Raw genomic sequence first — 23761 nt, forward strand, 5'->3', positions numbered from 1 at the left:
AAGCACTATAACATTCAACATTCCACACTCAACATTCAACATTCAAAAAACCGTGTTCCAGCGTTCCCGATACATCATATTTCTGTTTGTTGTCGTCATCATCATGACGGCAACAGGATGTTCTACGCAGAAAAACACGGCTATGACACGCCGCTGGCATGCCTTCAAAGCACGCTATAATACCTATTATAACGGTACGCTGGCGTATATTGACGCTTCGGAAGAGAAGGAGAACGGCAACCGTGACAACTATACTGAGATGCTGCCGCTGTACACCGTGGCAAACAAGCAAAGCCGAGAGTTGGGCAAGGCGGGATATGAGCGCGCCATAGAGAAGTGCAAGAAGACGATACGCCAGCACAGCATCAAGCGCCGACCGGTGTGGGACAAGAAGCGACGCAAGACCCAACGCGACCGCGAATGGCTGTCGCGCCGCGAGTACAATCCATTCTTGTGGCGTGCATGGATGCTGATGGGGCGCTCGCAGTTCTACAAAGGCGACTTTGATGAGGCTGCTTCAACCTTCGCCTACATGTCGCGACTCTATCGCACACAGCCTGCCATATACGGCAAGGCGCGAGCTTGGCTTGCCAAATGCTATGTAGAGGAAGGATGGAACTACGACGCTGAGGACGTGATACGCGAAACCCAACGCGACTCAATACACTGGGCGGCACAGAAGGAGTGGGACTATACGCTCACCGACTACTATCTGCGCACCGCCGACTACAAGAATGCTGCTGTATATCTGCGCCGTGTGATACGCCACGAGATGCGACGCAAGCAACGCGCCCGTGAGTGGTACATCATGGGACAGATACAAACACTGCTCGGCAACAAGGCTGCTGCCACTGCTGCCTATCGCCGTGTGATAAGACAGAATCCGCCCTATGAGGTGGAGTTCAACGCACGCATAGCCATGACCGAAGTGATGTCGGGTACACAGTCGAACAAGATGATTGCCCGACTCAAGCGCATGGCGGCTTCCGATAAGAACAAGGACTATCTCGACCAGGTATATTATGCCATCGGCAATATATATATGGCACGTCGCGATACAGCCAAAGCCATTTCGGCTTACGAGCGTGGAGCGGCACGAGCCACACGTTCGGGCATAGAGAAGGGCGTGTTGCTGCTACGTTTGGGCGACATCTATTGGGCGCGAGAGCGTTATGCCGACGCTCAGCGCACATACGGTGAGGCTATCGGAATGCTCGACAAGGATCGCCCCGACTATGCCCAACTCGACCAGCGCTCCAAAGTGCTCGACGAGTTGGTGCCCTTCACCGAGACCGTTTATCTGCAAGACTCGCTGCAGCAGCTCGCCCGTATGGACGAAGCGTCGCGCAATGCTGCCATCGACCGCGTCATCACCCAGCTAAAGCGCAAGGAGCGCGAGGAGCAACGGCTCAAGGCTGAACAGGAAGCGGGCAATGGTACGCAGCAGAATGGCGATCAGAATATGGGCAATGCCAATCGCTTCAATCAGCAACGGCCCCAGAACAACAATACTGCCGGAGCCATGGCTGGCGACAAGACACAATGGTACTTCTACAACCCTATGGCGGTGAGCCAGGGTAAGACTGCCTTCCAGAAACTGTGGGGCAAGCGTGAGAATGTGGACAACTGGCGACGTACCAACAAGACCGTTGTGGCAGTAGGACGTGACGACGACGAGACCGCAGCCGACACTACCGCTGTACAGCCTGAAACAACTCCAGAGACCGTGCCCGACAGTGCTGCTACCGACCCTCATCGTCGCGAATACTATCTGGCGCAGATACCATTCACTGAAGAGCAGAAGGCTGAGAGCGACCGTCTGATAATGGACGGCCTGTATAATGCGGGCGTGATATTCAAGGATAAGCTCGACAATCTTACGCTGTCAGAACGCAGTCTGCTACGTCTCACGCGCGACTATACATCGTCAGAGCATACAGCCGACGCCTACTATCACCTCTTCTTGTTGTATATGCGCAAGGGCGATAAGGCCACTGCCGATACTTATGTCGACCTGCTGCAACGCAATTATCCGCAAAACGAATGGACCGCATTGCTGTCCGACCCCAATTATGTGGAGAACGCAAGCTTTGGCGTACACATCGAAGACTCGCTCTATGCTGCTACATACGATGCCTTTAAGGCAGGACGCTACAACGAAGTCATGGCAGGCGTGGATGTTTCGGGTAGTAGGTTTGCCCTTGGAGCCAACCGCGACAAGTTCGTATTCATCGGCGGACTGTCGAAGTTGAACAACGGCGATGCCGCAGGATGTGTTGAGGATATGCGCACCGTGGTAGAGAAATATCCGCATAGCGGTGTGGCACCACTCGCAGGCATGATAGTAAAGGGAGTGGGCGAGGGCAGACGACTCTATGGCGGCAAGTTTGACATTGACAACGTGTGGCAACGCCGGGCTGCCGTGCTTGCTGACAGCGACTCTATCGCAACCCGACAGTTGTCGGCTGAGCGCAATACTCCGTTTGTCTACATGACGGTATACGCTCCCGACTCGGTCGACGAGAACCGATTGATGTTCAATATAGCCCGTTATAACTTCACGAGCTATCTGGTGCGCAACTTCGACATAGCCATAGAGGACTTAGGCGGACTGCACAGCATGACCATAAGCGGATTCCGCAACTACGACGAGGCTCTGCAATACGCCCGACAGCTACACAGCCAGAAGCCTGTGGCAGAACTTATGTCGCACGTACGCAGTGTGATAGTGAGCGAGGAAAACCGCAAGTTGCTCGGACAGCAGTTCAGCTACGACGACTACGACAAGTTCTACGCACGCCACTTTGCACCGCTCAAGATTTCGGACAAGCCGTTGCTCAACGAGCCCGACTATACTCCTGAGCAGCAGCCCGACGACGGTGTAGGTCCGGATGTGCCAAATGTCAGCCCCGTCATTAACAACGACAATGTCAACAAGAAGATTGACGACAAAAAGGTTGACAGTAAGAAAGTTGACAGTAAGAAGGTTGACAATAAGACAAATAAAAAGAAAGAAAACAAGGTGGTAGAGGACTTAAGTGATGAATATTACGACCTCGAAGGCTTTTAAAATAATATAGCAATATGACTACAGGACACTTGCTGTGGGTAGACGACGAGATTGAGATGCTGCGTGCCCACATTATCTTTTTGGAGAAGAAAGGCTACGACGTCACTACCGTCAACAACGGCAACGACGCCATAGAGGAGTGTCGTAAGCGCAATTTCGACCTCGTGCTGCTCGACGAGATGATGCCAGGAATCACCGGACTCGAAACCTTGCAGCAGATAAAGGAGATTTCGCCATCCACGCCCATCGTAATGGTTACGAAGAGTGAGGAGGAGAATATAATGGACCAGGCCATCGGACAGAAGATAGCCGACTATCTGATTAAGCCGGTCAACCCCAATCAGATTCTTCTGGCGTTGAAGAAGAACATTCATAAGAAGCAGATTGTTACCGAAGTGACGCAGACCGGATATCGCAAGGATTTTCAAGACATTGCAATGCGCATTATGGACTGTAGCACTTTGGACGACTGGAAGGACATATACCGCCGCCTTGTGCGTTGGGAACTTGAACTCAGCTCTGCCGATTCGGACATGACTGAGATGCTTGCCATGCAGAAGGAGGAGGCCAACAACGCCTTTGCCAAATTTGTTAGAAAGAACTATCTGTCGTGGGTTGCACCCGGTACAACGCAGCGCCCGCTAATGAGTCCCGACATATTCAAGAGTCGTGTGTTTCCGGCTGTAAACAATGGTGAGAAGGTGTTTCTCGTTGTTATCGATAATTTCCGTTACGACCAGTGGCGCACGCTCGCCCAGGACATAGGCGAGATGTTCGACATCGACGAAGACATGTATATGAGCATCCTGCCTACAGCCACGCAGTATGCTCGCAACGCCATCTTCTCGGGATTGATGCCCGAACAGATAGAGCGTTTGTTTCCCGATTTGTGGGTCGACGAGGACGAAGAAGAGGGCAAGAACATCAACGAGGAGCCGCTCGTACGTACGCAGATAGAGCGCTATCGTCGCCACGACACATTCTCATATCACAAAATCAATGACTCGGCAGGAGCCGAACGCTTGATAGAACGGCTTAGCGAACTGACCAAGAACGACATCAACGTCATTGTGGTTAACTTCATCGACATGCTTTCGCATGCACGTACTGAGTCGAAGATGGTGCGCGAGCTTGCCAACAACGAGTCGGCATATCGCAGCATTACGCTCTCGTGGTTCCGCCATTCGGTAATGGGTGAACTGCTTAAAGCACTTTCGCAGACCGACAGCACCGTAATCATTACTACCGACCACGGCAGTATCAGGGCATCGAAGTCCATTAAGATTATCGGCGACCGCAACACCAATACCAACCTGCGCTACAAGCTCGGCAAGAATCTCAACTGTCAGTCGAAGGAAGTGTTTGTCGTAAAGAATCCGCACGAGGCACAGCTGCCCGCGCCCAACCTCTCAACGTCATATGTGTTTGCTACGGGCAATTCATTCCTGGCTTATCCCAACAACTACAACTACTACGTGTCGTACTATAAAGACACGTTCCAGCACGGTGGTATATCAATGGAGGAAATGCTCATACCGCTTGTAACGCTGAAGAAGAGGTAGAGGGAAGCCCCACCCCCAACCCCTCCCCCGCAGGGAGGGGAGCGGTATGAACCGACTGCTTAATAGAGAATTTACAATAATCAATTAATAAATCATACAGCCAACTATCCCTCATCCCAACAAAATCACATTACTCCCCTCCCTGCTGGGGAGGGGTTGGGGGTAGGGCTTCCTCCCTTTCTATTGCGAGTGGTTGGGGGTAGGGCCTTTATTTTTATTATTTATGGAAATAAGAATCAACACATTGGCAGACATCAACGAGGCTGCCAAGCAATTCATTGCCAACATGGGCGACAGCAAAGTGTTCGCCTTCTACGGCAAGATGGGAGCCGGCAAGACAACATTTGTCAAAGCCGTATGCGAGGAGTTGGGCGTAGACGATGTCATCACATCGCCCACATTCGCCATCGTCAACGAATATCAGTCGGCAACAACAGGCGACAGCATCTTCCACTTCGACTTCTATCGCATTAAGAAGCTCGACGAGGTGTACGACATGGGCTACGAAGACTACTTCTACAGCGGCTCGCTCTGTTTCCTCGAATGGCCAGAACTGATTGAGGAACTCTTGCCCGAGGATGCCGTCAAGGTAACGATTGAGGAGACTCAGGACGGCAGCCGACTGATAAAGTTTTAATAACGAATAGGAGGCTACGGCGTCCTCGCCGTAGTCTGAGTAAGCAATAACGGAACGGCGGACTCCCGTCCGACGTGCAAACTGACAGTTTTGATATCTTTTATGCAGATATTACTGATTTAGCTTGTGCGTCGGACGGGAGTCCGCCGTTTATGTTTTTTTGCTTAAACTCTTTGCTTTCCGTTTACTCCTCCAGTGCCGCTGTAAATTCGCGGTGGAATGTTGAGAAGAAGTGGATGATTTCGTTGCGTGCCTCTTCGTCGAGAGTCCAGACGCTTTCTTCGCCACTTCGGTGAGCCTGTATGCGGCGTACGCAGCGAGCAATCTTGCGCTTGTTGTTGCGAGCCTGCAACTGGTCGCCCTGGATGGGGTTCTGCGAGATGTACGAGAAGGCGGTAAGGCGCTTCATGAATGTCTCATAGCGGTTGAAGAGCAGGGCTTGGCGCATCATCTTTTCGGGATCGTCGTCGAGATTGTCCATATCGATGAGACCTTCGAGATGCTCATGGCTCCAGTCGTCTTCGCTGAGCCAGAACCACTGGAAGCCGTATTTCTGTTCCATAGCCATTAGTCGCTGGGCTATGGCATCCTCGTCGGCAGCGTCAGCATTGTTGAACACGCTGAATGCGAAACGTGCCAGTGCCACTCCGTTGAGTTCTACCTCGTCGGCACCTTCTACTTCCTCACCGGTGAGCTGCACGCGCCAACGTGATGACTTGTTCTTGATAAGAGCCGAGTGGGCACCCATGAGAATGTCTGAAAGCGGACCCTCAGCATCAATCTCGCCAACCAGTGACATACGGTCGCGCATGTCGCGAATTGACAGACGCATGTCGTCGCCCAAAACGCACATGTAGTTGAGCTTGCCGTCGGCCAGTGATATCTGGAAGCGGTCGTTGTTGTTGTCGCCGACGAAGGCGTAACGATAAGAAGCAAGGTCGTTGTGGGTGATATTGATGTCGTCCATGAGTCGCTGACCGTCGGCATCGGTGATAGCGAATCCTACATAAGGAATGGTGAGACGTATTGTGAACGGGTTGCCCTTGCGCGGAATGAGACGGCAGGCAATGCCATCCTCACCGAAGTCGTCCTTGCGCAGAACGTAGCCTTCGTCGGTGCGCTCAGCACGGTCAATCTCTACGTTGCCGTAGTGCCATGTGAAGTCGAACACGATTTCGTTGTCGTCGTTGCGCACGACCTTTACGAAGCGATCGGGCGACACGCCGAGATATACTGCATCAGCCGGCTGCACCTCCTCGTCGTCATCGCCGAGCACAGCCATCTGCAGACGGCCAAGCATCGGGTCGTCTTCCCAATCGTCTTCGGCAGCGCCTTCAGCGCGGAACACTACGAAGGTGAGACGATGCTGCTCGCGAGTGCCGTCAGTACGGCAAAGAAAGTAGGTGGTCTCCTCTGGAATATAAATAGGAGTGCTTATGTATGGGCTCATGCAACGAGCCGAAAATTCCAACTCTGTCCATGCAGAGCCAGTAGATATAGTATTTTTGGTAGCCATAAAATTTATAATGTTATCCTTTGGGGCTGCAAAGTTACTCATTTTTTGTGATATTTGAAAGAATGTTGTTTCAAACATATTACATTATTATTCAGTTGCTGTATGTGCAAAAGACATGTATTTATGTATATTTATACAAAGCATATCCGCATATTGACAATGATTGACAAAGTCTATTGTATTAGCTTACAATTTGTTTGCTGCATTGCAGCAGAACTCTTAACTTTGTAATCTGGTTTTCGGAAAACTGTATAATTATACACAAAATCGAAATAAAATCCATGCTCTTAAAAAATGTAGTTCTTTTGATGTGCAGAAGGGCTTCATTTGATGTGTTGGCTCACTTCAATTGATGTGTAGACTTACTACATTTGATGTGCAGATGGACTACATTTGAAAAGAGAAGGAAACATATCTGTAAAACTCTTGTAATTTCAGTATAACACACCATTACAACAAATACTTAAATGATAAAAATGTCGGAGAATAAAGAACAATATCTCAAGAAACGTCCGTCGGCAGCGATGTCGCTCATGCCGCTCCTTGTACTTGTAGTCATGCTCACATTCGTAATACGTGCCTTTGGCAGCGATTCGCTTGCCGGTGCGTCGCAGATAGCCCTGCTTGCAGCTTCGGCATTCTGTGTACTTATAGGTATGTGGAGGCTCAATGTGCCATGGGCGAGCTTCGAGAAAGCCATAGTCAAGAACGTGTCGAGTGTGGCAAGTGCCATAATCATACTGCTGCTTATCGGTGCGCTCAGTGGCGCATGGATGCTGAGCGGAGTGGTGCCCACCTTAATATATTATGGCATGCACATCATCCATCCCGACATTTTCCTTGTGTCAAGCTGCATCATATGCGCCCTCGTGAGTGTGATGACAGGTTCGTCGTGGACTACCATTGCCACAATAGGCATAGCGCTTATGGGTATCGGACGTGCGCAAGGCTTTGCCGACGGATGGATAGCAGGTGCTATTATCTCGGGAGCCTACTTTGGTGACAAGATTTCGCCGCTGTCCGATACCACTACGTTGGCATCCGGCTCGTTGGGCGTTCCGTTGTTCGATCATATCCGCTATATGGTCTATACCACAGTGCCGTCGATAGTGATAGCCTTGATAGTGTTTGCTGTGGCAGGACTGCTATGCGATACCAATACAGCACAGGACATCAGTACATTCGCCTTGGCGCTCAAGAGCCGCTTCTGCATAACACCGTGGCTGCTGCTTGTGCCGGTGCTCACCGGCATACTTATAGCCAAGCGTGTGCCGCCCATCATTACGCTGTTTCTCTCGTCGCTTATGGCGGTGGTGGCTGCCGTGGTGTTTCAGCCCGATGCGCTGCGCGAGATTGATCCTTCGATGTTCAAGGCGGCTATGCGATGTCTGTACGACAGCACGCAGCTCGCTACCGACGATGCAACTCTTGCCGGACTGGTAGGCACACGCGGTATGGCTGGAATGATGGGTACGATATGGCTGATAGTGTGTGCCATGTGCTTTGGCGGATGCATGTCGGCAGGCGGAATGGTGGGTGGCATCACCCGATTGTTCATCCATATGGTTCACAGCCGTACGTCGCTCGTTGCGTCGACAGCCGTATCGGGCGTAATGATTAACATTGCCATAGCCGACCAGTATCTGTGCATTTTGCTTACGGGCAACATGTTTCGCGACATTTACGACCGTGAGGGCTACGAACGCAAGCTCCTGAGCCGCACAACCGAAGATTCGGTGACGGTGACATCAGTGCTCGTGCCGTGGAATACGTGTGGAATGACGCAGAGTACGGTGCTCGGCGTGTCCACATGGACCTACTTGCCATACTGTATATTCAACATTCTTTCGCCCATTATGAGTGTCATTGTAGCAGCCACTGGCTATGGCATAGTGCACAGAAAACCGTCGGCATACAATACAACCGAGGCTTAAAAGATAAAAAAACATAACATAAACGCTTGAAATCGCCGTATGTAAAGAATTATTAATAACTTTGTCCTATTATACTTTAGACCGAGGTTATACTAAGAAACTTAAAACTACGATGAAGCAACAAATCAAGTTTGTCATCGCTGTGGTGATAGCAGTGATGATGGTTGTGCCTACGATGGCAGCCAAGAAGAAGACTACAATGCCAGAACCCGACCGCAAAGTGTGGGCCGACCTATGCTACAAGATTTCACGCCCGGTGCTTGAGAATATGAGCAAGGGCAACTTCCAGAAGGACTTTGTGCTCGAACTTAGCCCCAAGTGGGACGGACGTGACCAGCGCGTGGCCTATCTTGAGACATTCGCCCGACTCATGGCTGGCATCAGCCCGTGGATAGCACTGCCCGACGACGGTACACCCGAGGGCAAGCAGCGCAAGCAGCTGCACGAGTGGGCTATACAGGCATATAAGAATGCGGTAGACCCTAACAATCCCGACCACATTACTTGGCTCTGCAACGTGGCACAGCCGCTGTGCGACGCGTCGTATCTCGTAGAGAGCTTTATGCGTGCTCCCGAGGCTACATGGGGACAGCTTGACGAGGTGACAAAGAAGCGCTACATCGACGGACTCAAGAGTCTGCGCACCGTCAGCCCTGCCTACAACAACTGGCTGCTCTTCCGCTGCATGGTTGAGGCTTTCTTCATGAGTATAGGCGAGGAGTATGACGGATACGTGCTCACCGTAGGATTGAACAAGATGAGCGAGTGGTATCTGAGCGACGGATGGTACAGCGACGGACCTGAGTTTGCTATGGACTACTACAACTCTTACGTTATGCACCCGATGATGGTTGAGGTAGTAGAGATTTGCAAGAAGCACAACTTCCATACACCTATTTCGCTCGACCTCGCCGTAAAGCGCATGAACCGATTCAACGAAATTCTCGAGCGTTTCATTTCGCCCGAAGGCGCATACCCGGTTGTTGGCCGTTCGGTGATATACCGTATGGGCGCATTCCAGACACTTGCCATGTCGGCATGGAAGTATGGATTGCCCAAGACACTGAGCTACGGTTCGGTACGTTCGGCACTGACAGCAGTGATGAAGCGTATGTTTGCCGTCGACGGCAACTTCACCGACAAGGGTTACTTGCAGCTTGGTTTTGCCGGCCATCAGCCCGGACTTGCCAACTACTACTCAAACAACGGCTCGCTCTACATGACATCGCTCGTGTTCATGCCGCTCGGATTGCCCGCCAATCATCCTTTCTGGACCGACCCCGCAGAGCAGTGGACATCGCAGAAGGCATGGAGCGGACAGCAGTTCCCCGAGGACTATCACACTTCACTGCGTAAATAAAACAATGCTTTCAAGAGAGTATGTCACAACTTGCTATTGCCGTTTGTGACATACTCAATTATACTATAAACTAAAACAAAAAACAGAAGAACAATGAAGAAAAGCTATTTGGCAATCTCGCTTCTCGCACCTCTCGCTGCACAGGCAGCCTATGGAGCCAAGAAGGTGAAGACTACAACCGATCCGAATCGCCCTAACGTTATCATCATTCTCGCTGATGACCTTGGCTATGGCGACCTTGGATGTTATGGAGCAAAGAATGTAAAGACTCCTAATGTCGACCGACTCGCAAGTCAGGGCATTCGTTTTACCGACACACATGCTATTGCAGCCACAAGTACACCATCGCGTTACTCTATCCTTACAGGTGAGTACGCATGGCGTCGCGAAGATACCGACATCGCACCGGGCGACGCAGGCATGATTATTCGTCCCGAACAGTATACTATGGCGGACATGTTCCGCAGCCAGGGCTATCGCACCAGCGCCATAGGCAAGTGGCATCTGGGTATAGGCGACAAAACAGGTTGTCAGGACTGGAACGCTCCGCTGCCGGCATCGCTCTCAGATATAGGTTTCGACTATCACTACATCATGGCTGCTACAGCCGACCGTGTACCTTGTGTATTCATCGAGGACGGCAACGTTGCCAACTACGACCCGTCGGCACCTATACATGTGAGCTACAAGAAGAACTTCCCCGGCGAACCTACTGGCAAGAACAACCCCGAACTGCTGTACAATCTGAAGTCGACACCGGGCTGCGGTCACGACCAGTCTATCGTCAACGGCATCGGTCGTATAGGATATATGAAGGGTGGTGGCAAGGCTTTGTGGAAGGATGAGGACATCGCCGACTCTATCACATCACACGCTATCAACTTCATCAAGGCCAATAAGAACAATCCGTTCTTCATGTACTTCTGCACCAACGACGTACATGTGCCACGTTTCCCGCATCCACGTTTCCGCGGACAGAGCGGTATGGGACTGCGCGGCGACGCTATCGTGCAGTTCGACTGGGCTGTAGGCCAGCTCATGGAGACTCTCGACAAGCTCGGCATTGCCGACAATACCATCATATTGCTTTCGAGCGACAACGGACCCGTGCTTGATGACGGCTATCAGGATCAGGCTGCCGAACTGCTCAACGGTCATAAGCCAGCCGGACCATGGCGTGGCAACAAGTACAGCGCATACGAAGGCGGCACCGCAGTGCCTATGATTGTACGCTGGCCGGGCAAGATAAAGGGTGGTCAGACATCTACAACACTGACTTCGCAGATTGACTGGATGGCGTCATTGGGCAATCTCATCGGTGCTCGTTTCCCTAAGGGCAGTGCTCCCGACAGCGAGAACCGTCTGGGCAACTTGCTCGGTACAGACAATACACACCGTCCGTATGTACTTGAACTGGCTTACAACCGCTGTATGTCGGTGCGCACAAGCGAGTGGAAATACATCGAACCGAGCGACGGACCGAAGATTCTCGACTGGGCTCCGGGTATGGAGACGGGTAGCGACCAGCAGCCGCAGCTCTATAGCATAAAGAACAATGTATGGGAGAAGGAGAATGTGGCTACACAGCATCCACAACTCGTATACGACATGCAGAACATTCTGCGCAAGGCTCGACAGAAGAGCGACAAGTAAAAACTTGAATAACGACAAAATAAAAACTGGGAGAACGGACAATGAAGTCTGTTCTCCCAGTTTTTATTTGTTGTTGTATATAATTGTTCGTGTTACTCTGCAGCACCGTTGATGGCATCAAGCAGCTTCACTGCATCGACATACTGTGCAATGCCTTCAGCCACCATCTTGGCATCGCGCATGGCGAGAACCACTGTTGAAGGACGGTTGACAACGTCGCCACCGGCAAATACGCCCTGACGTGTGGTCATGCCGTAAGGCTTCTCGCGGGTGATAACGTATCCGCGCTCGTCAACATCAATGCCCTTAGTAGTAGACACGATGCGGCTGGCAGGAGCCGAACCAAGAGCCATAAGCACGTAGTCGGCCTTCTCTACACGGCGGTTGCCCTCCTTGTCTTCAATCACAACCTCAGTCATCTTGCCTTCCTCGTTGCTGTGAATCTCAATGATGTTCGACTCCCAGATGAATCCTACGCCTTCCTTTACGGCATCGTCGTACTCCGAACGCAGAGCGCTCATCTCGTTGATAGTGCGGCGATAAACTATGTTTACGCTCTCGGCACCCATACGGATGGCTGTACGAGCGGCATCCATAGCTGTGTTGCCACAACCGATTACGAAGCAGCGGTCGCCCTTCTCGATAACAACCTCCTTGCGGTCGAGGTTGCCCTCGTTGTACAGACTTACGCGACGCAGGAACCAAATGGCCTGACGTACGCCCTTGATGTCGCCGCCAGGAATCTGAAGCTTCTGCGGGCGGCCGGTACCTGTACCCATAAATATGGCGTCAAAGCCCTGGGCGAAGAGGTCGTCTACGGTATAGTCCTTGCCGATGGTGGTGTTGCAGTGGATGATAACACCCAGTTCTTCCATCTTCTTAATCTCTCGGCGCACAATATCCTTAGGCAAACGATACTCTGGAATACCAAACATGAGCACGCCACCGGGTTCCGGTTCCATCTCGAATATCTCCACATTGAATCCCTGACGAGAAAGATCGCCGGCGATAGTGAGTCCGGCAGGACCCGAACCGATTACAGCCACACGTCCACGTGTCTTAGGCTGCAGCTTCTCGCGAATCAGTCCCATGTTGCCGTCGAAGTCGGCGAGGAAGCGTTCGAGCTTGCCGACGTGTATGCCCTGACCCTTCTTGCCGAGCACACAATGTCCCTCGCACTGCTTCTCGTGAGGACAAACACGTCCGCACACAGCAGGCAGATTACTCTTTTCGTTAATTATGTGCATAGCATTGCCAAAGTTGCCCATCGACAGCTCGTGAATCCAGTCGGGTATGTCATGGCTTATGGGGCATCCCTTCTTGCACTGTGGTACCTTGCAGTGCAGACAACGCTTGGCCTCTTCGATGGCCTCGTGCATTGTGTATCCCTCGTTAACCTCTTTAAATAACTTCTTTTCCTGTTCCATTTTTTTTGTTAGCTTTTAGTTTTGTTGAATGGCTCTGTTGGGTTTCCAAACATGTTTTGCTGCAAAGTTATGGCTTTTTTGGTACAAAATGATGCAAAAACGTACACTTGTTCGTACATTTTATGAATATCGGGATATATATAAGTTAAATATGTTAAAACCGAAGCTGTCGCACACATATACATTATTATTTTAAGTAATTTTGTAAATCTGACATCACTAAAACAATAATATGCAAACAAACAACAAATTCAAGCAACCGCGACATTCTGCGATTGCTTTGGCTTTGCCACTCGCCCTGGCAGGAATGACACTCATGCCGCAAGGCATCAACGCCATTCCGTTGCGTTCAGGACTGGTGCTTCAGCAGTCAGCCACACAAGCTAATGAGACATTTGCCGTCAAGAATGTAGCTCAGATCAATCCGCACACAATCGAAATCAACTACACCGACGGTCGACAGATGACCCTCGACTTCTACGGTGACAACATTCTGCGAATGTTTCGCGATGACAAGGGTGGGGTAGTGCGCGACCCCGTAGCCACGCCACCAGCCAAGATACTCACCGAATTTGCACGTCGTGCCACCGGTAATCTTAGCGCTATTGACGTTGACGGCACATTGCAGATAACCACACCTGCCGTAAGCGTCAACATCGACAAGCACACCGGCAACATGAACATTGTCGACCTGCGCACCGGCAAGACCGTTATCGAGAACCTCACACCAGCCAAAATAGACAACGGAAGCACATCAGTCACTATGCGTTCGCATGATGGCGAGTACTTTTATGGAGGTGGAGTGCAGAACGGCCGTTTCTCGCATCGTGGCGAGAGCATTGCCATTGAGAACACCAACAGCTGGGTTGACGGTGGCGTAGCGTCGCCCACACCGTTCTTCTGGAGCACCGGTGGCTACGGAGTGATGTGGAATACGTTCCGTCCGGGACGCTACGACTTCGGTCACGACACTCCGGGCGAAGTGCGTCTGCAGCACTCTGAGGGCTATCTCGACATGTTTGTAATGCTTGACGAGACTCCCGTACAGTTGCTCAACGACTTCTATCAGCTCACTGGCAACCCCGTTCTGATGCCGAAGTTCGGTTTTTACGAAGGCCATTTGAATGCCTACAACCGCGACTATTGGAAGGAAGACAAGAATGGAGCGATGGTTTTCGAGGACGGCAAGATGTATAAGGAGAGCCAGAAGGACAACGGCGGAACCAAGGAGAGCCTGAACGGCGAGAAGAACAACTATCAGTTCTCGGCACGTGCAGCCATCGACCGCTACGTCAACAACGATATGCCGCTGGGATGGTTCCTTCCCAACGACGGATATGGAGCCGGTTACGGACAGACAGGTACGCTCGACGGCAACATCGACAACCTGCGTCAGTTTGGCGACTATGCCCGTTCGAAGGGCGTTGAGATAGGTTTGTGGACGCAGAGCGACCTTCATCCCAAGGCTGGCGTAGAACCACTGTTGCAGCGCGACATCGTCAAGGAGGTGCGCGATGCCGGAGTGAGAGTGCTGAAGACCGATGTGGCATGGGTAGGCTACGGCTACTCGTTCGGACTGAACGGTGTGGCTGACGTGGCTCAGGTCATGCCTTACTACGGCTCGAATGCGCGTCCGTTCATCATTACGCTCGACGGATGGGCAGGAACGCAACGTTATGCCACCGTATGGAGCGGCGACCAGACAGGAGGCGACTGGGAGTACATACGCTTCCACATACCGACATTCATTGGTTCGGGACTGTCGGGACAGCCCAACATCACGAGCGACATGGACGGAATATTCGGAGGCAAGAACGTTCCGGTGAATGTGCGCGAGTTCCAGTGGAAGACCTTCACACCGATGCAGCTCAACATGGACGGTTGGGGAGCCAATCCCAAGTATCCGCACATACTCGGTGAGCCGGCTACAAGCATCAACCGTTCTTATCTGAAGCTTAAGTCGATGCTCATGCCTTATGCCTACACCATAGCCCATGAGGCAATAGACGGCAAGCCGATGATACGCGCCATGTTCCTCGACTATCCCAACGACTACACCCACGGCACCAAGACCGAGTATCAGTTTATGTTCGGTCCGTCGATGCTCATAGCTCCTATATACAAGGAGACACGTGCCGACAAGGAAGGCAACGACATTCGCAACGGCATCTATCTGCCCGAAGGCACATGGATTGACTATTGGAACGGCGACGCATACAAAGGTGGACGCATCATCAACGAGTACGACACTCCGTTGTGGAAGATTCCAGTGTTCGTCAAGGCCGATGCCATAATACCGATGACCAATCCTAACAACAACCCGTCGCAGATACGTCAGGACTATCGTGCTTACGAAATCTATGCTTCTGCCAACGGAACTTCAGCTTTCAAGGAGTATGACGACGACGGCAATACAACCGAGTATTTGCATGGCGACGGCGTGACCACCGACGTTAGCGTATGCACCGACGGCAAGGGACGCATGCATGTTGACATCGACCGCTCGCTGGGCATGTACGATGGATATGAGGCTGAGAAACAGACAGAGCTGCGCGTCAACGTGACACGTGCTCCTAAGAAGGTAACAGTAAAGGTGGGCAAGACCAACGTAAAGCTCACGGCAGTGCAGTCGTTTGCCGACTTTGAGAAGGGCGACAACGTATACTTCTACGATGCCGAGCCTAACCTCAACCGATTCTCTACTCCTGGCACAGATGCTGCAAAGGTAGTGATTAAGAAGAATCCGCAGCTGCTCGTCAAGATTCAGAAGACCAATGTCAAGGACAACGCCATTGCTGTAGCCATTGACGGATTCGAATTCAATACATCCGGACGTATGCTCACACACAATGGCGCCCTCGCGGCTCCTGAGGCTCAGATTGCCAAGGACGGTTGTGGCGTGTTCGACCTTACTCCTTCATGGAAACAGCAGGCCAATGCCGACTATTATGAGATTGAATACGACGGTATGGTATATTCTACCATACGCGGAACGCAGTTTGCCATCGACCAGCTGCAGCCTGAGACCGAGTACACAATGAAGGTGCGTGCAGTCAACCGCGACGGAGCATCCGACTGGACTACCGTCAAGGGCAAGACTCTCAACAATCCGCTTGAGTTTGCTATCAAGGGCATCAAGGCACAGACATCGTTCCAGGACCAGCCCGGACAGAAGATTGCGAAGATGTTTGACTTCGACAAGAAGACCTCATGGCACTCACAATGGGGCAAGGGCGAAGCCATACCTGGCGATGTGACAATCGACCTGCGTTCGGTCAACAAGCTCGACCGTATGGAATACATTCCGCGCGAGGATGCCGGCAACGGCACAATCATGGAAGGCACCATCTCTTACAGCAAGGATCGCCAGAAGTGGTCGACACCGGTTCCGTTCGTATGGAAGGCAGATAACACCACCAAGACATTCGCGTTCGAAGGCAATCCGGAGGCTCGTTACGTCCAGATGCACCTGACCAAGGCCGTGGGCAACTTCGCTTCTGGTCGTGCTATGTATATATATAAGGTAGCAGGAAGCCAGAGCGTGCTGCAGGGCGACATCAACCACGACAACCGTATCGACGAGAACGATCTCACCTCGTATATGAACTACACCGGACTAAGACGTGGCGACAGCGACTTCGACTATGTAAGTGCGGGCGACATCAACCAGAACGGACTCATCGACGCATACGATATTTCGTGTGTATCTAACGAGCTTGACGGAGGCGTATATCCCAAGAACGACCATTGTTCGGGTTCGCTCGTGCTCACACCGAGCCGCACCACATTCGCCGCAGGCGACGTTATAGAGCTGAAGGTGCAGGGCAAGGCGCTCCACTGGGTCAATGCGCTCAGCTTCGCATTGCCTTACAACACCGACGAACTGGAATATGCAGGCATCGAACTGCTCAACATGAAGGAACTGGTGAACCTCACCTACGACCGTCTGCACACCAACGGACAGAAGGAATTGCTGCCAACGTTTGTCAATCGTGGCAATAACTTCCTGCTCGACGAGGGCGACAGCGACCTCTTCGTCCTGAAGTTCAAGGCCAAGAAGGCTGGCAAGTTCACGCTGAAGATGAAGGACGGCATGCTCGTCGACCGCAATCTCGGCACTACATTGTTGAAGTAATTAGAACACAATGCATCCTGCTCCTCTCCATATGGGGGGAGGGGCGGGCTTATCTTACTGTTGCAAACATCTTAAACAATGGCGTAAAACACAAAATCAGAATAAAAGTTGTTAAATGTTTGCATGGTATGTACCATATTAATATTAATGTTGGTAACTTTGCAGTCGGAAAACTTAATCAGTGGGTTAAGTTTTCCGACTGCTTTTGTATAGTCCGGTCCGTATGGCAGGATATATACTCTATATACACAATATATTATTAGGGATAAACAGATAGTAAAGTAAATAAATCGCAAGACAAAAAAATTTATAGTAAAACATAGGTATGAATAAAACAAAGATTTTACTGATTGCAGTTTTGACTGTAGTGCTCGCCTCTTGTGGTGGCGGCAAGAGTGGCGGTAAGCCTAACTTCGGCGACAACGAGTACGCCGTACGTACTGTGCAGGGTCAGAATGCTGACCTCCAGACCACTTATCCCGCAACAATCAAGGGTGTTCAGGACGTTGAGATCCGTCCGAAAGTTTCAGGCTTCATCACAAAGCTCTGTGTCAAGGAAGGTCAGCAGGTGAAGGCTGGTCAGCTCCTCTTCGTCATCGACAACGTTACATACGCTGCCGCTGTACGTCAGGCAAGGGCTGCCGTGAACGCCGCCAAGGCACAACTCAACACTGCCCGTCTTACATACAACAACTCTCAGAAGCTCTTCAAGAACAACGTTATCGGTTCGTACGAGCTTCAGTCGTCTAAGAATGCAATGGAGAGCGCTGCCGCTCAGCTCGCTCAGGCTGAGGCTGCTTATGTTTCAGCCAAGCAGAACCTTGACTTCTGTTTCGTATCAAGCCCTGCCAATGGTGTCGTAGGCGACCTGCCTTATCGTGTAGGTGCACTTGTTAGCGCATCATCACAGCAGCCTCTTACCACCGTTTCCAACAACTCTACAATGCAGGTATACTTCTCAATGACCGAGAAGGACCTCCTCGATATGACCAAGACAGCCGGTGGCATCAATGCAGCCATCTCAAGCTATCCTGCTGTAAAGCTCCAGCTTGCCGACGGTTCTATCTACAATCATCCGGGCAAGGTGGCTACCGTGAGCGGTGTCATCGACCCTACAACAGGCTCTGTTTCAATGCGTGCCGACTTCCCCAACCCCGAGCGCGTGCTCAAGTCGGGTGCTTCAGGCTCAATCGTAGTGCCTCACACCGCTACTTCAGCAGTTATAGTTCCGCAGGACGCTGTAGTTGAGGTACAGGACAAGCACTTCGTTTATGTAGTAGGCAAGGACAACAAGGTGAAGTATACTCCGGTAGAAATCAATTCGCAGAACGACGGCAAGAACTATATCATCACTTCTGGTCTTCACATCGGCGACCGCTTCGTAGTGAACGGAGTGTCATCGCTGCAGGACGGTATGGAAATCAAGCCCCTCACCGAGGCTCAGTATGCCGAAAAGCTGAAGAAGACAGAGCAGCTCGGCGAGGCTCAGGGCGACCTTGGCAAGCTTAAGAAGGCATTCGGTAAATAAATTTTGAGTTTTGAGTTTTGAATTATGAATTATTGCGACAAGTCGCAATTAGGAATTGAAGAATTTTGAATTCATGGCCAACAACTCCCAACTCATAATTTTTAAACTCAAAATTGCAGCTTGCTGCAACAACTCAAAACTCAAAATTCAAAATTCACAATTTAAGATAGTAATATGAAATTAGATAGATTTATCAAGCGCCCGGTGCTTTCTACGGTGATTTCTATCCTCGTAGTCATTCTGGGTGTACTCGGCCTGGTGTCGCTGCCTATCGAGCAGTACCCTAACATGGCGCCTCCTACTATCATGGTGCGTGCCGCTTACACCGGTGCCAACTCACAGACCGTGCTCAACTCGGTGCTTGCACCGCTGGAGGAGTCGATCAACGGCGTTGAGGGTATGACCTACATGACCTCATCAGCCACCAATGCAGGTTCGGCTTCTATCACCGTTTACTTTAAGCAGGGTATGGATCCTGACATGTGTCAGGTCAACGTACAGAACCGTGTGTCGCAGGCTTCTGCCTTGCTGCCGGCTGAGGTGACAAAGGCTGGTGTGACGGTTATGAAGCGTCAGTCGTCAACGGTTATCCTCTTCGGTCTTACAGCCGACGACGACCGTTATGACGACGAGTTCCTCACCAACTATGCCAACATCAACGTTGTGCCTGCCATCAAGCGTGTCAACGGTGTAGGTGAGTGTCAGTGCTTCTCGCAGAAGGACTATACCATGCGCCTCTGGATTGACCCAGTGAAGATGAAGAGCTACGGCTTGATTCCTTCTGACCTCACTGGCGTGCTCGCTCAGCAGAACATCGAGGCTGCTCCGGGTTCGGTAGGCGAGAATAGCGACAATCAGTATGAGTATACATTCCGCTATAGAGGTCGTCTGCAGACCCCTGAGGAGTTCGGCGACATGATTATAAAGTCGACACAGGACGGTCAGACCATTCGTGTCAAGGACGTGGCACGCGTAGAGATGGGTGCCCTCTCGTATAGCGTTGAGTCAAAGAACAACGGCAAACCGTCAGTAACCATGATGGTAACACAGACTGCCGGCTCTAACGCTACTGAGATTGCCACCAACATCAAGAAGCTCCTCAAGGATCAGGAGGCAACAATGCCGCCGGGAATCCACTTCGACATCATGCAGGACGTAACTGAGTTCCTCTTCGCATCAATCGAAGACCTTATCAAGACTCTGTGCGAGGCGTTCATCCTCGTGTTCATCGTGGTGTACGTTTTCCTTCAGGACTGGCGCTCAACTCTTATCCCGTTGATTGCCGTTCCGGTGTCGTTGATCGGTACATTCTTCTTCCTCTATGTGTTCGGCTTCTCGCTCAACTTGCTGACACTTGCCGCCCTTGTGCTTGCCATCGCCATTGTGGTCGATGATGCCATTGTGGTTGTGGAGGCTGTCCATGCCAAGCTCGACCTTGGATACAAGTCGGCACGACTGGCATCTATCGACGCCATGAACGAGATTTCGGGCGCCATCATCTCCATCACCCTCGTTATGGCATCGGTGTTCATCCCCGTGTCGTTCATGGGTGGTACGTCAGGTGCGTTCTACCGTGAGTTCGGTATCACCATGGCCATCTCTATCATCATCTCGGCACTCAACGCCTTGACCCTTTCGCCGGCTCTCTGCGCCATCTTGCTGAAGCCGAAGGACGAAGAAGGCAAGGAGCGCAAGATGTCGATGGTAGACCGCTTCCACGCATCGTTCAACGCCGCATACGGCAAGGTGCAGGAGAAGTATACAAAAGGTGTGCGCCGTCTCGTTGAGCGCCCCGTTATCGCTATCGCTACAGTCGTAGTGGCTATCGCTGCAATGGTTGTGCTCATGGGTACAACAAAGACAGGCCTCGTTCCGGACGAGGATACCGGCACAGTGTTCTGTACAGTGTCAACACCTCCAGGCACCTCTATGAAGAAGACCAACGAGGTGATGGACGAGGTAGACCGTATGCTCGCTACCAACCCCGCCATTGCCAGTCGTATAAGTATTACAGGTTACAACTTCATCGCAGGTCAGGGCTCTAACCAGGGTACGTTCATCATTAAGCTCAAGAGCTTTGAGGAGCGTCAGAAGATGGAGGGTCCGCTGAAGTATATCGGCGTTCACAACCTCGGTTCTACCATGGTGCTCGGCATGATTTACAAGCAGACAGCAGCCATCAAGGGAGCACAGATTCTTGCTTTCCAGCCGCCTATGGTGCAGGGCTTCTCTGCCACCAACGGTCTGACCTTCTCTATGCAGGACCGCACGGGCGGTGATGTGAACAAGTTCTATGACGTGACGCAGAAATTTATCGCAGAGCTGAACAAGCGTCCTGAGATAAGCAACGCCATGACATCATACAACACGAAATATCCGCAGTATAAGATCGACGTGGATGTGGCGAAGTGTAAGCAGAGCGGCATCGACGCGTCTACCGTGCTCACCACAATGCAGGGCTACTACGGCGGTATGTATGCTTCTAACTTCAACGCATACGGTAAGCTCTATCGTGTATACATCCAGTCAGCACCTGAAAACCGTGCCGACCTGAAGAGTCTCGACAACATCTACGTCCGCACATCGGCTGGCGAGATGGCTCCAATCAAGGAGTATGTCAACCTGAGCCGTGTATATGGTCCGCAGGAGATTGACCGTTTCAACCTCTTCACATCAATCAACGTGAACGCATCGGCAGCCGAGGGCTACTCTACAGGTGACGCCATCAACGCCATGGCAGAGGTTGCCAAGACCTCATTGCCGGCAGGTTACACCTACGAGTTCTCTGGTCTGACACGTACCGAGCAGGAGTCTTCCAACTCTACAGCTATCGTGTTCGTGCTCTGTCTGACCTTCGTTTACTTGATTCTTTCGGCACAGTACGAGTCGTACATTCTGCCTCTGTCGGTAATTCTCTCAATTCCGTTCGGTCTTGCGGGAGCCTTCCTCTTCGTCAACATGTTTGGCAAGAACAACGACATCTACATGCAGATTGCGCTCATCATGCTTATGGGTCTTCTGGCAAAGAACGCCATCCTTATCGTTCAGTTCGCTCTTGAGCGTCGACAGACGGGTATGGCTGTCTCATGGTCGGCAGTTCTCGGTGCTTCTGCCCGTCTGCGTCCTATCTTGATGACTTCATTGGCTATGATTATCGGTCTTCTGCCATTGCTCATGCCGTGGGGTGTAGGCTACAACGGTAACATGACTCTTGGTGCAGCAGCCGTAGGCGGTATGCTCATCGGTATGCTTTGCCAGATCATGATAGTTCCGGCTCTGTTCTATATCTTCCAGACTCTGCAGGAGAAGATTAAGCCTATCGAGTTTGAGAACGACTCAGCCAGCGTCGATTCAGAGATTCGTCAGTACACCAACCCGTATGTGGCAGATGCATTGCACGATCAGATTGATAAGAAAACAAAATAAGAAATCAAGAATTTAGAAGTCAGGAGTTAAGCCATATGTACATTTGGCTTAACTTCTTAACTCCATAACTTCTTAACTTCTTAAAAATACGAAACAATGAAATTGAACAAGATAATTCTTTTCGCTTCGGCATCGCTCTTGATGACCAGTTGCGGAATATATAACAAGTACGAGCGTCCCGAGGTGAACACCAAGGGACTCGTACGCGACGTTTTGAGCAACTCCGACACGCTCGCCGTCAGCGACACCGCAAGCTTCGGCAATCTGCCTTGGCGTCAGGTGTTCACCGACCCGCAGCTGCAGTCGCTCATCGAGAAGGGTATTGCCAACAATACCAATATGCTCAATGCCGCACTCAACGTCAAGATAGTAGAGGATCAGCTGATGGTGGCTAAGTTGGCATTCGTGCCTTCGTTCACATTCTCGCCGCAAGGAACAATCGCTTCATGGGACGGCAATCCTGCCACAAAGACCTACTCATTGCCCGTGACGGCATCATGGAACCTCGACCTCTTCGGCAATCTTCTCAATGTGAAGCGTTCGGCACAGATGGCTCTGCTTGCCACTAAGGACTACCAGCTCGTAGTGCAGACCAAGATAATCTCTAACATCGCCAACATGTACTACACTCTGCTCATGCTCGACAAGCAGTTGCAGGTGGTCAACGATATGTCGAAGCTCGTTGAAGAGACATGGAACATCATGAAGATTCAGAAGGAGCTTGGTCGTGTTAAGGAGACCAGCGTACAGAGTGCTGAGGCAAATCTGTATTCTGTAAAGGCCCAGGCTACCGACCTGAAGCGTCAGATCCGTGAGACCGAGAACTCGCTCTCGCTGCTTCTCGGACAGCAGGCACAGACCATACAGCGCGGAACATTCGAGGGACAGTCGCTCCCTGCACAGTTCTCAACGGGCGTTGGCATACAGCTTCTTGCCAACCGTCCAGACGTACACTATGCCGAAATGTCATTGGCTCAGTGCTTCTACGATGTCAACGCAGCCCGTTCTAAGTTCTATCCGAGCATCACTATCTCAGGTACAGGTGCCTTCACCAACTCAGGTGGTGCAGGTATAGTAAACCCGGGCAAGTGGCTTCTCTCTGCAGTAGGCTCACTCGTACAGCCCATCTTTGCCCATGGTCAGATTGTTGCAGGCTTGAAGGTGGCAAAGGCTAAGCAGGAACAGGCTTTCAACACATGGCAGAACGCTGTGCTTTCAGCCGGTTCGGAGGTTAGCAACGCCCTCGTGCTCTACAACTCTTCTAACGAGAAGAGCGAGCTTGAGGGCAAGCAGGTAGAGAGTCTGAAGAAGAACGTAGAGTACAACAAGATGTTGTTCAACGACGGTTCAGCCACATATCTTGAGGTAATCACCGCACAGCAGAGCCTGCTCAATGCCGAGCTTTCTAAGGTAGCCGACGATTTCTACAAGATGCAGGCCGTTGTGAACCTCTACTACGCTTTGGGCGGAGGAAGATATTAAGAGTTAGGAATTAGGAGTTTTGAATTTTGAA

Annotated in this window: 12 protein-coding genes; 10 read left to right on the forward strand and 2 right to left on the reverse strand. The window is 51.3% G+C overall.

Going from position 1 to position 23761, the window contains the following annotated elements:
- Positions 1-103: 103 nt before the first annotated feature.
- The 3 genes from porW to tsaE all read left to right on the forward strand — a co-directional run bounded on the left by porW (position 104) and on the right by tsaE (position 5269).
- Entirely contained in the window at positions 104-3070 is a 2967-nt protein-coding gene (gene porW / locus I6E38_RS00315; RefSeq protein WP_235392191.1) for a type IX secretion system periplasmic lipoprotein PorW/SprE, read from the forward strand.
- A gap of 14 nt (positions 3071-3084) precedes the next feature.
- On the forward strand, positions 3085-4632 hold the full coding sequence (gene porX, locus I6E38_RS00320; protein WP_235392103.1) for a T9SS response regulator signal transducer PorX: 1548 nt from the start codon (positions 3085-3087) through the stop codon (positions 4630-4632).
- A gap of 223 nt (positions 4633-4855) precedes the next feature.
- A complete protein-coding gene (gene tsaE / locus I6E38_RS00325) occupies positions 4856-5269 on the forward strand; it encodes a tRNA (adenosine(37)-N6)-threonylcarbamoyltransferase complex ATPase subunit type 1 TsaE (RefSeq protein ID WP_235392104.1) in 414 nt (137 codons plus the stop codon).
- Between the two features lie 184 nt (positions 5270-5453).
- Here tsaE and I6E38_RS00330 read toward each other — a convergent pair whose 3' ends face one another.
- Positions 5454-6785 carry a hypothetical protein gene (locus tag I6E38_RS00330; protein WP_235392105.1) on the reverse strand — a complete coding sequence of 444 codons (1332 nt, stop codon included), beginning with the start codon at positions 6783-6785 and terminating at the stop codon, positions 5454-5456.
- 476 nt (positions 6786-7261) lie between these two features.
- On the opposite strand from I6E38_RS00330, the gene nhaC reads away from it, so the two are divergent.
- From nhaC to I6E38_RS00345, 3 genes are all read left to right on the forward strand, one after another.
- Positions 7262-8719, forward strand: coding sequence for a Na+/H+ antiporter NhaC (nhaC, locus tag I6E38_RS00335; protein WP_235392106.1), 1458 nt, complete (start codon positions 7262-7264; stop codon positions 8717-8719).
- Positions 8720-8831: 112 nt separating this feature from the next.
- Complete coding sequence (locus I6E38_RS00340) at positions 8832-10079, forward strand: DUF2264 domain-containing protein (protein WP_235392107.1); 1248 nt, start codon at positions 8832-8834, stop codon at positions 10077-10079.
- Positions 10080-10172: 93 nt separating this feature from the next.
- Complete coding sequence (locus I6E38_RS00345; RefSeq protein ID WP_235392108.1) at positions 10173-11732, forward strand: sulfatase family protein; 1560 nt, start codon at positions 10173-10175, stop codon at positions 11730-11732.
- A 92-nt stretch (positions 11733-11824) separates the two neighbouring features.
- Here I6E38_RS00345 and I6E38_RS00350 read toward each other — a convergent pair whose 3' ends face one another.
- Positions 11825-13159: an NAD(P)-dependent oxidoreductase gene (locus I6E38_RS00350; protein WP_235392109.1), complete on the reverse strand. Its 1335-nt coding sequence runs from the start codon at positions 13157-13159 to the stop codon at positions 11825-11827.
- A gap of 232 nt (positions 13160-13391) precedes the next feature.
- Here I6E38_RS00350 and I6E38_RS00355 point away from each other — a divergent pair, with 232 nt between their 5' ends.
- The 4 genes from I6E38_RS00355 (at position 13392) to I6E38_RS00370 (ending at position 23730) form a co-directional block, all read left to right on the forward strand.
- Complete coding sequence (locus I6E38_RS00355; protein WP_235392110.1) at positions 13392-17294, forward strand: TIM-barrel domain-containing protein; 3903 nt, start codon at positions 13392-13394, stop codon at positions 17292-17294.
- Positions 17295-17619: 325 nt separating this feature from the next.
- Positions 17620-18822 carry an efflux RND transporter periplasmic adaptor subunit gene (locus tag I6E38_RS00360; RefSeq protein WP_235392111.1) on the forward strand — a complete coding sequence of 401 codons (1203 nt, stop codon included), beginning with the start codon at positions 17620-17622 and terminating at the stop codon, positions 18820-18822.
- A gap of 174 nt (positions 18823-18996) precedes the next feature.
- Positions 18997-22248 (forward strand): efflux RND transporter permease subunit, encoded by a 3252-nt coding sequence (locus I6E38_RS00365; RefSeq protein ID WP_235392112.1) that lies wholly within the window; start codon positions 18997-18999, stop codon positions 22246-22248.
- A gap of 96 nt (positions 22249-22344) precedes the next feature.
- Positions 22345-23730 carry an efflux transporter outer membrane subunit gene (locus tag I6E38_RS00370; protein WP_235392113.1) on the forward strand — a complete coding sequence of 462 codons (1386 nt, stop codon included), beginning with the start codon at positions 22345-22347 and terminating at the stop codon, positions 23728-23730.
- Positions 23731-23761 lie beyond the last annotated feature (31 nt).

The sequence above is a fragment of the Leyella stercorea genome, assembly GCF_021531355.1.
Classification (GTDB): domain Bacteria; phylum Bacteroidota; class Bacteroidia; order Bacteroidales; family Bacteroidaceae; genus Prevotella.